Origin of the sequence: Curtobacterium sp. PhB78, assembly GCF_003751685.1 — a bacterium.
Lineage (GTDB): Bacteria > Actinomycetota > Actinomycetes > Actinomycetales > Microbacteriaceae > Curtobacterium.
On the sequence record NZ_RKIA01000004.1, the window covers coordinates 192,294 to 206,251 of the forward strand.

A 13,958-nucleotide genomic window follows, 5' to 3' on the forward strand; every position below is an offset into this window, starting at 1 on the left:
GGATGGACAGCATGACCGACCAGCGCTGGATCAAGATCTGCGGCCTGTCGACGCCCGACACCGTGGACGCCGCCGTCGACGCGGGCGCCGACGCGGTCGGGTTCGTCTTCGCCGCGAACAGCCCCCGCACCGTGACGGCCGACCTGGCGAAGGAACTCGTCGAACGGCTGCCGGACGGCATCGACGCTGTCGGGGTCTTCCGCGACCAGAAGATCGACGAGATCGTCGGCATCGCGTCCGAGGTCGGGCTCACCACCCTGCAGCTGCACGGTGGCGAGGCCGCGACCGACTTCGCCCGAGCCCGCGACGCCGGCTTCTTCACCATCCGGGCACTCGCGGCCGAGGACTACCTGCGCGAGACCGCCGAGCAGCGCGCCTCGTACGACCACGACCTGCTGCTGCTCGACGCCGCCGTGCCGGGCAGCGGTCGGCTGATCGACCCCGCCGTGATCGAGGGCGGGATCGACGAGGCCTGGATCCTCGCGGGCGGCCTCACCCCCGCCAACGTCGTCGCCGCGGTCGAGGCGCTCGACCCCGACGGTGTCGACGTGTCGAGCGGCGTCGAGTCGGAGCGCGGCGTGAAGGACCCGGCCAAGATCCGCGCCTTCGTCGAGGCCGTCCGCAGCCTGGGCTGACGCGGGGTCGGCTGCCGCGCCGTCGGCTGCCGCGCGGTCAGCGCAGGGTCGGGATGAGCTCGGTCAGGAAGGCGTCGGTGTCCTCCCAGCCCTCGACCGCGTGGCACGGCACACCGAGGGCCTTCACCGGGTAGTCGTTGCCCTCGGGATCGAGCCGGTCGCCGACGAAGAGCATGTCGTCGAGCGCGATGCCGGTGATCTCGGCGAGACGCTGCATGCCGTACGCCTTGTCGATGCCCTTGCGGGTGATGTCGACGCTGGTCGAGCCGCCGGATCGCACCTCGAGGTCGGGGAGCTCCGCCTGCACGCGTCGACGGAGGTCGTCCTTCTTCGCGCCGGTCGGGTCCCACTGCTTCTTGACGTCGACCGGAGCGGCCTGGCCGAGCGCGGAGAACGTGATCTGCGACCCGCGGTCCTCGAGGATGTCACCCCAGGTCTCGGACTCCCAGTAGCCGGCGTCCTTCGCGACGGACTCGACCGCTGCGAGAGCGCGCGCCTTCTGGTCGTCGGTGAGGTCCTCGGCGTACTGCAGGGCCCAGTCGTCGTCGGACCAGCGGTAGTACCGCGTGCCGCACGTCGGCAGCAGGTGCAGGTCGTCGAGGGTCAGGCCGTCGCGGTGGCGGAGCGGGGTGACGAGTTGCTGCTCGAACTGCGTGAAGTTGCCGCCGGAGATGACCGCGACCGGCACGACCTCGAGCAGGGACGCGAAGGTCTCGAGCATGCGGGGGTCGAGGGAGGACTTCGACGGGGCGAGGGTGTCGTCCAGGTCGAAGGCGACGAGGCGGGGCGTGGTCATGCCCCGATCCTGCCAGAGGCCACCGATCACGTGCCGGGTGCCGTGCTCACAGCGCCCGGCACGTGCGCGATGTCTGCGGGGTCACGCGCGGTCACGCGGGTCAGGCGCGGTGCGTCGCGGGGACGCGGTCGCGGTCGTACGTGATGTCCGTGTAGCCGTGCGGCGCCGGGTTGCCGTCGTCGTCGAGGTTCACGAACACGACCTCGTCGATGGTGAGGATGCTGCGGTGCGTGAAGAGGTTCCGCGCCTCGGCCCGCATCGTGAGCGAGCTGCGGCCGAAGCGGGTGGCGACGAGGCCGATCTCGACGATGTCGCCCTCCGTCGCCGAGGACACGAACTCGATCTCCGACATGTACTTCGTGACGACCTTGCCGTTGCCGAGCTGGATGATCGCGTAGACCGCGGCCTCTTCGTCGATCCAGCGGAGCAGGCTGCCGCCGAACAGGGTGCCGTTGGCGTTGAGGTCCTCGGGGCGGACCCACTTGCGGGTGTAGAAGTTCATCTCGGGCTGCATGTCACGACATATTACGCGGCGGCGCCCGCTCCCTGGACGGGAGCGGGCGCCGCCGCGGATGTCGCGAGGACTACTCCTTGACGAGCACGACCTCGTCGAGGGGCAGGCGGGTGCGCGGTGCGACCTCGCGCTCGGCCGCCTTCTCGTCGAGCTGCGACGGGTGCGCGACGGTGCCGATGGCGGTCACGGTGAAGGGCAGGAAGCGCTCCGGCAGGTCGAACGCGGCGCGCAGGCCGGCGGCGTCGATGCCCGCCATCTGGTGCACGTGCAGGCCCTCGGCGTGCGCCTGGACGGTGAGCGCCGCGAGCGACTGGCCGAGGTCGTACTGCGCGAAGGGACGCTCGTCGCCGTCCTCGGTCACGGTCTCGAGCACGCCGACGACGAGGGCGCTGGCACGGAAGGCCCAGGCGGCGTTGAAGCCGAGCAGGTTCTCGTTGATCTTGCGGAACGTCTCGGTGCCACGACGGCCCGCGATGAAGCGGCGGGGCTGGAAGTTCATGGCCGACGCGGCCCAGCGGGCGGCCTCGAGGACGGCGTCGAACTGCTCGTCCGAGATCGTCGCGGTCTCGTCGTAGGAACGGGGGCTCCAGCGCTCTTCGAGCAGGGGTACGAGGGGCTGGCTGGAGTCGGTGGACCGGGTGAGGGTGTCGGCGTTCGTCGAGGTCATGGTGCCTGCAACGGTATTCGATGCGAACGCATTTCCGACCTGAGCGACGTCACATGGTGCAAGGATGGACGCGATGGGTGGCGTGTTGACCGGCTTCGCGATCATCGGCGCGATCATCGCCGGTGGGTACGTCGTCGGGCGCATCGGACTGCTCGGCCCGCACGCACAGTTCGTGATGAGTCGCCTCGCGTTCTTCGTGCTCATGCCCTGCCTGCTCTTCCACACCATCGCCTCGGCCGACATCGAGTCGCTGCTGTCCCCGATGCTCTGGGTCTCGCTGCTGAGCGCCGTCGTCGTCGCACTCGGAGCAGCGGCCGTCTTCCGGTTCGTGCTGCGGCGTCCCGTCACCACCACGACGGTCGGGGCCCTGGCCGCGAGCTACGTCAACGCGAACAACATCGGCCTGCCGGTGGCCGTCTACGTGCTCGGGCAGGCGACCGCGGTGGTGCCGGTGATCCTGCTGCAGCTCATCGTCATCGCGCCGGTCGCGTTGACGATCCTCGACGCCGCGACCTCGGGCGCCGGCGGCTGGGGACGCCGGATCTCCGGGCCGTTCCGGAACCCGATCATCATCGCCTCGCTGGTCGGCCTGGTGTTCTCGGCGACCGGCATCACGCTGCCCGACCCGGTGCTCGAGCCGTTCTCGCTGGTCGGTGCGGCAGCCGTGCCCGTCGTCTTGCTGTCGTTCGGGATGAGCCTGCACGGTGCCGCGCCGTTGCGGGACCCGGCGATCCGGACGGACGTCATCGTGGCGTCGTCGATCAAGCTCGTGGTGATGCCGGCGGTCGCGTACGTGTTCGCACGGTTCGTGTTCGGGCTCGACGACCAGGACGTGTTCGTGCTCACCACCCTGGCGGCGTTGCCGGCGGCACAGAACGTGTTCAACTACGCGCAGCGCTACGACGCGGCGGTCCCGGTCGCCCGCGACGTGGTGCTCATCTCGACGATCGGCTCGGTCCCCGTCCTGGTCGCGATCGCCGCGCTGCTGCACCCGTAGCGCGCCCTGGACGCACCGCGAGGCGGACGGGAGGCCCGTGGCGGGGCCGCCTCGTGCCTCCCGTCCGCCGTGGGGTCGCGTGCACCGCGGATGGTGAGCAGGAATGGTCGGGTCGCGGTCACGGACCCGACCATTGCTGCTCACGAAGCGCATCGGGGGCGCGCGTACGCTGACACCCACGGGGCGGACCCGCCTCGGGACCACGACGGACGGAGACCTCCGATGGACACGATGGCGATGATGAAGAACATGTCGATGACGGACATGCCCATGGAGATGGACATGGACGTGATGCAGGACACGATGATGGCGATGAACGCCGCGTCGATGGCCGCCACGATGTGCTCCGCGAGCGACATGCGCATGGGCGGCGAGATGGCCACGTGCGCCGCGATGTGCTCCAACACGGCGATGATGGCCGACACCGGCATGCGGATGATGATGCGTCCGGCCGGCATGGACCTGCCGAGCATGCAGGCGATGCTCATGGCCGTGATGACGATGGGCACGATGTGTGCTGCCGAGTGCCGGAAGCACATGGACATGGACGAGTCGTGCCGCTACTGCGCCATGGCCTGCGACGAGATGGTCGCGAAGTGCGAGGCGATGCTCGCCTCGATGTCTGCCTGAGCCGACGGGCTACGCGCTGCGTGCCGTGGTCTGACGACCGCCGGCGTTGAGGATCTCCGCCACCGGGTGGTGGGCGATCGGGTCGCCGACCGACAGGAAGGCGTCGGCGTCCGCCACCCGGAGCTGGGTCACGCCGCCGTCCAGGAACACCACGACGGCGTCGGCGGGACGGGTCTCGACGACGATTCCGTCGCGCCAGGCGCCGGGGGCCGCGTTCGCCATGACGCGCTGGATGGGAAGGATCGTCGTGCGGGACATGGCTTCACCTGCTCTCGAAGGGGTTCGGTGCAGGAAATCTACGTCGGCGCCGTCACCTGCTCAACGAGGGTGGACGCCGGGCGTAACAGAACGCGTCACGGCCGCGTGACCGCTCAGAAGATCATCGGGCGGTCGTCGTCGAGCGACGTGTCCAGGTCGAGGTCGACCACCACGGGGACGTGGTCGCTCGGGGCGTCGCCTTTCCGCTCGTTGCGGTGGATCGAGGCGTCGGTGACGACGTCGGCGAAGGCCTGCGAGCCCATCACGAAGTCGATGCGCATGCCCTCGTTGCGCGGGAACCGCAGCTGCTTGTAGTCCCAGTAGGTGTAGCCGTCGGGGACGATCGGCCGCACGACGTCCTGCAGGAGCCCCGCTGCCTCGAACGCCCGGAAGGCGTCGCGCTCCGGTTCGCTGACGTGGGTGTGCCCCTCGAACACGCGGACGTCCCACACGTCGGTGTCGAGCGGTGCCACGTTCCAGTCGCCCATCAGCGCGAGCGGGGTCTCCGGCGACGCGGCGATCCACTCGGCGGTGCGGTCGGCCAGCTGCGCGAGCCAGTCGAGCTTGTACGTGTAGTGCGGGTCGCCGACCTCGCGCCCGTTCGGCACGTACAGGCTCCAGAGCCGCACGCCGTCGACGGTGACGCCGATGGCCCGGGCCTCGACGGGCAGGTCCGGCCCCTCGTGCCCCTTGAGGAAGCCGGGCTGGCCGGGGAAGTCGCGGGTCACGTCCTCCATCGGCAGCCGGCTGGCGAACGCGACACCGTTCCACTGGTTCAGGCCGTGCGCCTCGACGTGGTAGCCGGCGTCCTCGAACGCCTGCACCGGGAACTGCTCCGGCTTGCACTTGATCTCCTGCATGCCGAGGACGTCGACGTCCTCGCGCACGAGCCAGTCGACGATCCGCCCCACTCGGGTGCGGACGGAGTTCACGTTCCAGGTCGCCACGCGCATGGGATCGAACCTACCGGGGACGACCGACCCCGCCGTGCAGCGCGCCGCCTGCCGCTCTCGGGCGCAGCGCGGCACGATGGTGTTCGCTGGAAGTCCAGCAAGCGAACGCAGGAGGCACTGATGGCATCGACGACGAACCGCGTCGACGGGACCGCGACGACCGGCACCACGACCGGCACCACCACCACGCAGGTCACGGCCAAGGGCAAGACGATCATCGACGACACCGTCGTCGCGAAGGTCGCGGGCATCGCCGCGCGTGACGTCCCCGGCGTCTACGCCCTCGGCGGGAACGCCTCACGGGCCTTCGGCGCCATCCGTGACGCGATCGGCTCGAGCGCGCTCGGCCAGGGCGTCCGCGTCGAGGTCGGCGAGACCCAGGTCGCCGTCGACCTGACGATCGTCGTGGACTACCCGATCCCGATGATGGACGTCGCGTCCGCCGTGCGCGCCGCCGTCACGAGCGCCGTCACCGAGCTCGTCGGGCTCGAGGTCACCGAGGTCAACATCGCGATCAACGACGTGAACATCCCGGCACTGAACGGTACCGCCGACGACCTCGACGGCGACGTCCGCGAGGGCCGGGTCCGGTGAACGCCTCCGTCGTCGGGATGGGCGTCGGCGCCCTCCTCGCGATCGTCGCGGTGACCCTCGGGTTCTGGGCGTTCGTGGTCGTCGCCGTCTGCATGGCCGTCGGCGGGCTGATCGCCCGCATCGTCGCCGGTGACGTCGACGTGCGTCGCCTGGTCGACGTGCTGCGCGGACGCCGGAGCTCGTCGTGACCGACGCCGCCGTCGCCACGGTCGGCGACAGCGGCGTCCGGCTCCGCGGCTCCGACCGCATCGGCACGTCGGCGCTCGTCCACACCGCCCAGGCGGTCGCCGCCGAAGCGCTGCGCGTGGCCTTCCGGGAGGTCCGTGCCCGGGTCGCCGACGACGGCCGCGGCGCGCTGGCGGTCGAGATCACCGCCCCGCTCACCCTGCCCGTGCTGGGGAGCCACGCGGTCCCCGACGAACCCGTCGTCACGAGCGCGCACCGGGCCCGCGGCACGATCGCCGAGCGCCTCCGGACCATCACCGGCCGACAGGTGTCCCGGGTGACCGTGACGTTCGCGTCGTCGGTCGTCGACGTCCCGCGGAGGGTCCGGTGACCGCCGCTCCGTCGCGCGGCGAGCACGCCGCCACGTACCGCCGTCTGCTCCGCCGCGAGACCCACGTGTCCCGGTCGGGCGCCGTCGTCATCGCGATGCTCATCACCCTCGTGCTCGCCGCCGCTGCCGTCTTCGCCGGTGCCCTCGTGCTGCTCGACCAGAACGTCCTCGGCGTCGACCCGCGCGCCGTGGTGGACGCCGCCCTCGCCGCGCCGGACGGCCTCGACACCACGCTCGTCGTCGGGATCGCGGCGATCGTCGCCCTCGTCGGCCTGGTGCTCCTGCTGCAGGGGTTCCTGCCGCAGCGGCGTCCGCGCCACGCGATGGCATCCGACCGGCTCGCCGTCGTGGTCGACGACGAGGTGCTCGCCTCCGCCGCGGCACGTGCCGCCCGTTCCGTCACGCGGCTCGGGCCGGATGCCGCCGTCGGCACCGTGGGCCGCCGGACCGTCGAGGTGGTGCTGCGTCCCGCCGCCGGCGTCGACGTTCCCGCAGTGGCCGCGACCGAGGCCGTCGAGCACGAGTTCGCGGGGATCGACGCGCTGCCCGCCCTCGCTGCACGGGTGCGCGTCCAGCCGACCGGACGGGTGGACGGATGAACGCGACCAACCGTGGGCTCGGCCGGACGGCAATCGTCATCGTCGGGCTCGTCCTGTTCGTCGCCGGGGTCGGCGCGATCCTGGTGCAGACGGCCCAGGGCCTGCCGCTCGTGGCGTCCTGGTGGCGTACGGCCGGCGACGCACTCGCGGTCCTCGGCACGGACACGTCGCGCGATGACTCCCTGCTGTCGTGGACGTGGGTGCTCGGCGGCGGAGTCGTCGTCGGCGTCCTGGCGATCGTGGTGCTGACGACGCTCGGCGGTGGCCGTGCGGGCACCGTCGTCGAGAGCGACGGCTCAGCCGACCGCGTCGCCGGTTCGGTGCGCGTCGAGTCCACGGCCGTGCAGCACGCGCTGTCATCGGCGATCGGGGAGCTGCCGCAGGTGGCCTCGCTCGCGGTCGACGTCTACCGCGTCCGCGGCGGCCGGGCGATCCGGGTGCGGGTCCGTCCGCGCCGGGGTGCCTCACCGCGCGAGGTCACCGAACGGGTCGAGGCCGTCGTGGCCGACCTGGACGCCCTGCTCGGCGAACGCCTGCCGGTCCTGCTCGAGATCGCACGCGGTGGGGCCGGGTCCTCGCGCCCGGACCGCGTGCACTAGGGCCGTCGTGGTGCGGTCGATCGGCGGGCTGCCGGGGCCGGACTCCGTCGTCCCCGTGCCGCGGGTGGTCGTGGAGGCCGCCCGGGGCCGCGAGGTCGCCCTGGTCTGGCACAACGAGATCGGCGGCACGACGTTCCGGATCGGCCCCGACGAGCACGCCGACGAGTTCGTCAAGGTCCTGCCGCACGCCTACGGCCGGTGGATCGGCAATGAGGCCGCGCGACTGGAGTGGGCGTCACGGTACGTGCGGGTGCCCGAGGTGCTCGACCACGGTGCGGACGACGACGGCGTGTGGCTGCACACCCGTGCCGTCCCCGGGTGGAGTGCCGTCGACCCGCGGTGGCACGACGAACCCCGGACCGCGGTGGTCGCGGTCGGCGAGGGGCTCCGTGCGTTCCACGACACCCTGCCGGTGGACGACTGCCCCTTCGCGTGGTCGACGGCGGCGCGGCTCGACCGTGCTCGTGCGGCGGGTGCCGACACGGATCGCCTGGGCCCGGAGCCGCCCGGTGACCGCGTCGTGGTGTGTCACGGAGACCCGTGCACGCCGAACACGCTCATCGGTGCCGACGGTCGGTGGAGCGGGCACGTCGACCTGGACGCCACGGGTGTCGCGGACCGCTGGGCGGACCTGGCGGTGGCGACGATGGCGCTCGGGTGGAACTACGGGCCCGGGTGGGAGCCGCTGTTCCACGAGGCGTACGGGCTTCCCGACGATCCGGAGCGGACGGCGTGGTACCGGGCGTTGTGGAACGTCGATGTTGATGACGTCTGAGTGCCCAGGGGCGTGCTGTGTCGGCGGGGTCAGATCTTGGGCTTGTTGACGATGGGGTCGCCCCAGTCGGGGAAGTCGGGGTACTCGCCGGGGCGGGACCGGTCGGGGAACGTGACAGTCGAGCGTCCGTAGATGGCATCCGAAAGGGCGTTGCCGTCGTTGGTCCAGAACGGCTCGCTGTAGACGGTGATGGGGTAGTCGCCGTTCTCCTGGGCGGTGTACTGGATCTGCCAGCCGTCGCCGGTGGTGGCCCAGACTTCTTCGTCGCCGGTGATGGTGCGGCGTTCGATGGTCCAGCCCTGTTCGGTGAAGTAGTCGATCATCGGTTGCAGGTCGCGTTCCTGGTCGATCGTGTCGGGTGGGGACCAGAGTCTGGTGCTGCTCATGTCGTAGCTGTTCTTCGTATCTGAGCCCGGCAACGGCGCGACACCATCACCCCCTATCCCGGGCAGATCGTCGCCGCCGCCCCACTCCCATTCGCCGTCGTGGACCTGGAGCTGCGCATCCTTGAGGAGCCGTTGCATGTGGTCGTAGTGGTCGCGCAAGGCGTCGAACTCTTGGTGGAGCGACATCTCCGCGACGTCGTCCTGGGTCAGTCCGGCTGCGTCGGTGGGCTTCTGGTCTCCTCCTGCTGCGCACCCGGTCACTACGGTCAGCAGGGTCAGCGCCAGGGCCGCAGCGGCGGGGATGCGAGGCACCGTTCAGATCTTCGGCGGATTGACGATGGGGTCGTCCCACGAGGGGAGATCGGGGTACACGCCCGGCAACGACTGGTCGGGGAAGTCAGCCAGGGAACGGCCGGCGACGGCTCGCCGGAGCTTGTGGCCGTCGTTGGTCCAGAACAGTTCGCTGTAGACCTCGAGGGTGTAGCGGCCGTTCTCTTGAGCGGTGTAGATGAGTTGCCAGCCGTCGCCGGTGTGCCCCCAGAGCTCGTGGTCGCCGGTGATGTCGCGTTGCTCGATGGCCCAGCCCTGGTCGGTGAAGTAGTCGAGCATCGGTTGCAGGTCGTGCTGATCGCCGGTGGCGCCGGGGGGTGACCGGAGTCGTCCGCTGCGCATGTAGTAGCTGTTCTTCGTGTCCGCGCCCGGCAGCGGAGCGACGCCGTCCCCGCCGATCAACGGCAGGTCGTCGCCGCCAGCCCACTCCCATTCGCCGTCGTGGACCTGGAGCTGCGCATCCTTGAGGAGCCGTTGCATGTGGTCGTAGTGGTCGCGGTAGGCGTCGAACTCCTGGTGGAGCGACATCTCCGCGACGTCGTCCTGGGTCAGGCCGGCTGCGTCGGTGGGCATCTGGTTTCCTCCTGCCGCGCACCCGGTCAGCAGTCCCAGGGCCAGGACTGCCGTCGCGATGGTGCGGAGCATCTCAGATCTTGGGCTTGTTGACGATGGGGTCGTCCCACTCCGGGAAATCTGGGTACACACCCGGGCGGGACCGGTCGGGAAACGTGACGGTCGAGCGTCCGTAGATGGCATCCGAAAGCGCGTTGCCGTCGTTGGTCCAGAACAGTTCGCTGTAGACCTCGAGGGTGTAGCGGCCGTTCTCTTGAGCGGTGTAGATGAGTTGCCAGCCATCGCCGGTGTACCCCCGGAGCTCGTGGTCGCCCGTGATGTCGCGTTGCTCGATGGTCCACCCCTGATCGGTGAAGTAGTCGAGCATTGGTTTCAGGTCGCGTTGCTCGCCTGCGGCGCCGGGGGGTGACCAGAGCCGTCCGCTGCGCATGTAGTAGCTGTTCTTCGTGTCCGCGCCCGGCAGCGGGGCGACGCCGTCCCCTCCGATCAGCGGCAGGTCGTCGCCGCCGCCCCACTCCCACTCGCCGTCGTGGACCTGGAGCTGGGCATCCTTGAGGAGCCGTTGCATGTGTTCGTAGTGGTCCCCGAAGGCGTCGAACTCTTGGTGGAGCGACATCTCCGCGACGTCGTCCTGTGTCAGGTCGGCTGCGTCGGTGGGCATCTGGTCTCCTCCTGCTGCGCACCCTGACAACAGCCCGAGGGTCAGGGCTGCCGTCGCGATGGTGCGGAGCATCGATTGCATGGTGTTCATCATGGCTTCCCGGTGGCGATGATCTTCGCGATCGTCCGCTGTGAAGTCGCATCGGGGGACAAGTAGCCGACACCGCCGGCTTCCGGGTACATGTCGTGGCCGGTGACCGCTTTCGTGTCCCGGGCGGATTCCGCACTGAACGTGTCCACGTCGGGCAGATCGCGGGGATCGCTGCGCCCGATCCGGCCGAGGATCGCGGTGTGGTCGTTGGCGCCTTCGGTGGCGTAGACACGGCCCACGTTGAGGTGCTCGGGCAGCGTGGTGTCGGTGAACCCGACTGAGCCGTACGTGACGAACGAGTCCACGCGGTGCCGGGTCTGCGCGAGCGCCTCGGCCGCGGTCGTGGAGCCGTACGAGTGCCCGAGGACCGTGACGGACCGCGGTGCTGTGCCGCGGCTGTCGTGGATGCCGTCGAGGAAGGACGCGAGGTTCGCCCCGCCCGCGTGCGCGCGGTCCTGCCGCGGGACCTCGATGACACCCGGGGCGCGGTACCCGAGCCAGGACACGACCGCGAAGGAGTCTTCCGCGGATCCTCTCTGCCCAGCCGCGAAGAGGAGCTCGTTGGCGGCGCGGACCTTCTCACCCATGCTGTCGAGCGTGGTCATCGCACCCGGCACGTTCACGGTCACGTTGGACGCCGTGTCCAGATCGCCGAGGACGACTGCAGCGACGAGGGCCCCGTTCGAGACGCCGAACCCGACCAGCTGTGCGACCGCTGCCGAGGGTGCCTTCAGGCGACCCGCGAGCTGATCAGCACGGTTGAGTCCGTCGCGGAGCGCGATGACCTGCTCCGTGAACTCGTCGAGGCTGATCGCCCCGTACGTGTACGCCAACCCCATCAGCCGGTACAGCCGCTCCGGATCCCGCACGGCTGCGGAGAGGACCGCACGGGACGCGATGTCGCGCTGCGCGGCCGGGACCCCGTCGAGCCCCGCGAACTGCAGCTGCGTGGTGAGCGGCAGCGCGCGGACGTCGGCGTCGGTGAATCCGAGTGCAGCCCAGATCGCTGCGACCTCCGCCGGTGTCAGGGAAGGATCGAGCAGCCGCTGCAGCCCGAGTCGGAGCGTCGAGGCCGCGGCAGCGTCGAGCGCGGTGTTCGCCAGAGAGCCGCCGCCGGCAGCACTGAAGGCGTCCGCGATCCGGTCGACCCAGGACGCGTCCTCAGCGTTCTCGGCGAGGTAGTCGCCGAACCCGCCCGGCAGCGTGGCACCGTCGATGGGGACCCAGCTGCAGCGGCTCGTGAACGCGGTCCAGGCGTTGCGCACCCGGACCAGGTCCTGTTCCGTCGAGGAATCCTGTGCGCGGGCCGTCGCGCTGAACTGCCGCAGCCTGGTCGGGTCGGCACTGCTGCGTCCGCCGGATCGACCACCGCCGGTGCGCTGGCGTGTCCGGGCGCTGAAGGTCGCGGACACCGGGGACGGGCGCTTCGGTGTGCTCGACGGCTTCGGGTCGAAGACCGCACTGGTCCAGTCGAGCACGGGCTGCATCGGCACGCCGCCAGCGGTGCGCACGAGCTCACGGTCGGCTTCGCGCCGCTGCCATGCGGCCAGGTCCGCCGAGCGCTGCCGTTCCTCGTCCGCCTGCCGTTGCACGACGCGGAGCTGATCGGCCAAGCCCTCGAGCTCCTTCGCCAGCCGGACGCGGTCGGTGGACTCCGTCACACGGGCCGCCTCGAACAGCCGCGAGTACGCCCCGTCGAAGTCGAGCAGCGCGGCCTCTGCGGTGCTCCGTCGCGGTCCGGCGCTGGCTCGCAGCGTCAGCGCCACCTCGACCGCGCAGTCGACCAGCCGGGACGCCGCTGCGTCGTCGAACTCGATCCCCATCGTCCCCCCACCATCCGAACCGACCGATGGGGGAAACGTAGCATTTCAGCGGTGCAGTGTGGAACTGCAACAACGCGACTGTGGGAAACGACGAACCGCCGCCCGCGTGGAGCGGACGGCGGTCGGTGTGCGATCGGGCAGGCTAGAAGGCGACGCCCCGCGCGGACATGAACGGCACCGGGTCGGTCGTGGCGCCGTTGATGTGCACCTCGATGTGGCTGTGGCACCCGGTCGACTGGCCGGTCGACCCGACGAGCGCGATGAGCTGCCCCGCGGAGACCTGCTGGCCGATACCGACCCGGAAGCCGCCGTTGACGATGTGACCGTAGGCCGTCTGCACGCCGTTGCCGTGGTTGATGCGGACGTAGTTGCCGTAGCCGCCGTACCAGCCGACGTAGTCGACAGTGCCGGCCGACGCGGCGACGATGGGCGTCGAGCAGCCGCTGGCCAGGTCGGTGCCGTCGTGCTTGATGACGGTGCCGTAGATCGGGTGCACGCGGTAGCCGTACGGGCTGATGACGTAGCCGCTGGCCGGACGGACCCAGCCCTGACCGCCACCCGAGCCGGCGGAGCCGCCACTGCCCGAGCCGCTGCTGCCGGAGCCGCCACCGCCGCCGGACGATCCGCCGCCGGCGTTCGCTGCCGCTGCCGCCGCGGCCAGTTCTCGGGCGGCACGGGCTTCGGCCTCGCGCGCGGCCTTCGCCTCAGCTGCCTTGCGGACGCGCTCACCCTTGGCGAACTCGGCCTCGGTCCGGACACGGCCGGAGACCAGGGTCGCGAGCTGGGCGTCGAGCCGGGCCTTGTTCGACTGCTGTTCGTCGTACGCGGTCTGCACGGCGTCGGAGGCGGCCTGTGCCTCTTGCATGCGGGCCTCGGCCTTCGCGGCGAGCCGCTCGAGCTCCCCAGCAGCGCGGTCGGCTTGGGCCTCGAGCGACCGGGTGACGCCGGCGTCGACGGCCGCGGCGGCCTGCACCCGTTCGGCCTGTTCGGACAGCTTGCTCAATGCGCCGAGGTCGTAGAGCAGGTCGCGCGCGTCGTCACCCTTGGTGAGCACCGAGGTCGTGACGTCGGCACCGCCCGAGCGGGCCATCTGCGCGGCGAACTGGCCGGCCTGCGCGGCGCTCTGCTCGGCGACCTTCGCGTGTTCGTCCGCCTTCGCGCGGAGCTTCTGCTCTTCTTCCGCCTTCTTCTGCGAGACGTTCTGTGCCTCGTAGAAGACGTCGCCGAGTTCCTTCGCCTTCGCCTGTGCGGCCTCGACCTTGGCGTCGAGGTCGCTGATGATGCCCTTGATCTCGGTGATCTGCCCCTGCTTCGCGGATTCCTTGCCACGGGCGTTCTTGACCTCGTCCCACGTGGGGTAGGTCACCGCCTGGGCAGTGGGTGCATCGACGACGACCGTGCCGACGAGGCCCGCGAGTGCCAGTCCGGTGACGGCGAGGCGGAGGCGCACGGAGGCACGAGGGGTGCGGTGGCTGGTGGGGCGAGACATCGACCACGAGCCTATACATCCGTACAGAGAAGA

The 13,958-nt window shown here is 70.5% G+C and carries 19 protein-coding genes; 9 read left to right on the forward strand and 10 right to left on the reverse strand.

Annotated elements, in window-relative coordinates; all coding sequences use genetic code 11:
* Positions 1-11 precede the first annotated feature (11 nt).
* On the forward strand, positions 12-635 hold the full coding sequence (locus EDF53_RS10695; protein ID WP_123293557.1) for a phosphoribosylanthranilate isomerase: 624 nt from the start codon (positions 12-14) through the stop codon (positions 633-635).
* A 37-nt stretch (positions 636-672) separates the two neighbouring features.
* Here the strand turns inward: EDF53_RS10695 and EDF53_RS10700 are convergent, their stop codons facing one another.
* From EDF53_RS10700 to EDF53_RS10710, 3 genes are all read right to left on the reverse strand, one after another.
* Entirely contained in the window at positions 673-1,431 is a 759-nt protein-coding gene (locus EDF53_RS10700; protein WP_111086181.1) for an HAD-IIB family hydrolase, read from the reverse strand.
* A gap of 100 nt (positions 1,432-1,531) precedes the next feature.
* Entirely contained in the window at positions 1,532-1,945 is a 414-nt protein-coding gene (locus EDF53_RS10705; protein ID WP_123293558.1) for an acyl-CoA thioesterase, read from the reverse strand.
* 70 nt (positions 1,946-2,015) lie between these two features.
* Complete coding sequence (locus tag EDF53_RS10710) at positions 2,016-2,612, reverse strand: nitroreductase family protein (RefSeq protein ID WP_111086179.1); 597 nt, start codon at positions 2,610-2,612, stop codon at positions 2,016-2,018.
* Positions 2,613-2,685: 73 nt separating this feature from the next.
* On the opposite strand from EDF53_RS10710, the gene EDF53_RS10715 reads away from it, so the two are divergent.
* Both EDF53_RS10715 and EDF53_RS10720 read left to right on the forward strand, forming a co-directional pair.
* Positions 2,686-3,609 carry an AEC family transporter gene (locus EDF53_RS10715; RefSeq protein WP_123293559.1) on the forward strand — a complete coding sequence of 308 codons (924 nt, stop codon included), beginning with the start codon at positions 2,686-2,688 and terminating at the stop codon, positions 3,607-3,609.
* Positions 3,610-3,831: 222 nt separating this feature from the next.
* On the forward strand, positions 3,832-4,239 hold the full coding sequence (locus EDF53_RS10720) for an aldehyde dehydrogenase (RefSeq protein WP_123293560.1): 408 nt from the start codon (positions 3,832-3,834) through the stop codon (positions 4,237-4,239).
* A gap of 9 nt (positions 4,240-4,248) precedes the next feature.
* On the opposite strand, the gene EDF53_RS10725 is transcribed toward EDF53_RS10720, so the two are convergent.
* Together EDF53_RS10725 and EDF53_RS10730 are read right to left on the reverse strand one after the other, a co-directional pair.
* Entirely contained in the window at positions 4,249-4,497 is a 249-nt protein-coding gene (locus EDF53_RS10725) for a nuclease (protein ID WP_123293561.1), read from the reverse strand.
* Between the two features lie 113 nt (positions 4,498-4,610).
* Positions 4,611-5,450 (reverse strand): exodeoxyribonuclease III, encoded by an 840-nt coding sequence (locus tag EDF53_RS10730; RefSeq protein WP_123293562.1) that lies wholly within the window; start codon positions 5,448-5,450, stop codon positions 4,611-4,613.
* A 120-nt stretch (positions 5,451-5,570) separates the two neighbouring features.
* Here EDF53_RS10730 and EDF53_RS10735 point away from each other — a divergent pair, with 120 nt between their 5' ends.
* The 6 genes from EDF53_RS10735 to EDF53_RS10760 are packed head-to-tail and all read left to right on the forward strand — an operon-like array spanning position 5,571 to position 8,573.
* Positions 5,571-6,044 carry an Asp23/Gls24 family envelope stress response protein gene (locus tag EDF53_RS10735; protein WP_123293563.1) on the forward strand — a complete coding sequence of 158 codons (474 nt, stop codon included), beginning with the start codon at positions 5,571-5,573 and terminating at the stop codon, positions 6,042-6,044.
* Positions 6,041-6,232, forward strand: coding sequence for a DUF2273 domain-containing protein (locus tag EDF53_RS10740; RefSeq protein ID WP_123293564.1), 192 nt, complete (start codon positions 6,041-6,043; stop codon positions 6,230-6,232). The genes EDF53_RS10735 and EDF53_RS10740 overlap by 4 nt, the downstream gene beginning before the upstream one ends.
* Positions 6,229-6,600 carry a hypothetical protein gene (locus EDF53_RS10745; protein WP_123293565.1) on the forward strand — a complete coding sequence of 124 codons (372 nt, stop codon included), beginning with the start codon at positions 6,229-6,231 and terminating at the stop codon, positions 6,598-6,600. The genes EDF53_RS10740 and EDF53_RS10745 overlap by 4 nt, the downstream gene beginning before the upstream one ends.
* Positions 6,597-7,199: a hypothetical protein gene (locus tag EDF53_RS10750; protein ID WP_123293566.1), complete on the forward strand. Its 603-nt coding sequence runs from the start codon at positions 6,597-6,599 to the stop codon at positions 7,197-7,199. Before EDF53_RS10745 ends, EDF53_RS10750 begins: the two co-directional genes overlap by 4 nt.
* Positions 7,196-7,798 (forward strand): hypothetical protein, encoded by a 603-nt coding sequence (locus tag EDF53_RS10755; protein WP_123293567.1) that lies wholly within the window; start codon positions 7,196-7,198, stop codon positions 7,796-7,798. Before EDF53_RS10750 ends, EDF53_RS10755 begins: the two co-directional genes overlap by 4 nt.
* A gap of 10 nt (positions 7,799-7,808) precedes the next feature.
* On the forward strand, positions 7,809-8,573 hold the full coding sequence (locus EDF53_RS10760) for an aminoglycoside 3'-phosphotransferase (protein WP_260215428.1): 765 nt from the start codon (positions 7,809-7,811) through the stop codon (positions 8,571-8,573).
* 29 nt (positions 8,574-8,602) lie between these two features.
* On the opposite strand, the gene EDF53_RS10765 is transcribed toward EDF53_RS10760, so the two are convergent.
* The 5 genes from EDF53_RS10765 to EDF53_RS10785 all read right to left on the reverse strand — a co-directional run bounded on the left by EDF53_RS10765 (position 8,603) and on the right by EDF53_RS10785 (position 13,925).
* On the reverse strand, positions 8,603-9,271 hold the full coding sequence (locus EDF53_RS10765; protein WP_123293569.1) for a hypothetical protein: 669 nt from the start codon (positions 9,269-9,271) through the stop codon (positions 8,603-8,605).
* Positions 9,272-9,274: 3 nt separating this feature from the next.
* On the reverse strand, positions 9,275-9,862 hold the full coding sequence (locus EDF53_RS10770) for a hypothetical protein (protein ID WP_148058321.1): 588 nt from the start codon (positions 9,860-9,862) through the stop codon (positions 9,275-9,277).
* Positions 9,863-9,935: 73 nt separating this feature from the next.
* Positions 9,936-10,595: a hypothetical protein gene (locus EDF53_RS10775; RefSeq protein ID WP_173169797.1), complete on the reverse strand. Its 660-nt coding sequence runs from the start codon at positions 10,593-10,595 to the stop codon at positions 9,936-9,938.
* A 17-nt stretch (positions 10,596-10,612) separates the two neighbouring features.
* Complete coding sequence (locus tag EDF53_RS10780; RefSeq protein WP_123293572.1) at positions 10,613-12,436, reverse strand: alpha/beta hydrolase; 1,824 nt, start codon at positions 12,434-12,436, stop codon at positions 10,613-10,615.
* A 142-nt stretch (positions 12,437-12,578) separates the two neighbouring features.
* Positions 12,579-13,925, reverse strand: coding sequence for a M23 family metallopeptidase (locus EDF53_RS10785; RefSeq protein WP_123293573.1), 1,347 nt, complete (start codon positions 13,923-13,925; stop codon positions 12,579-12,581).
* Positions 13,926-13,958 lie beyond the last annotated feature (33 nt).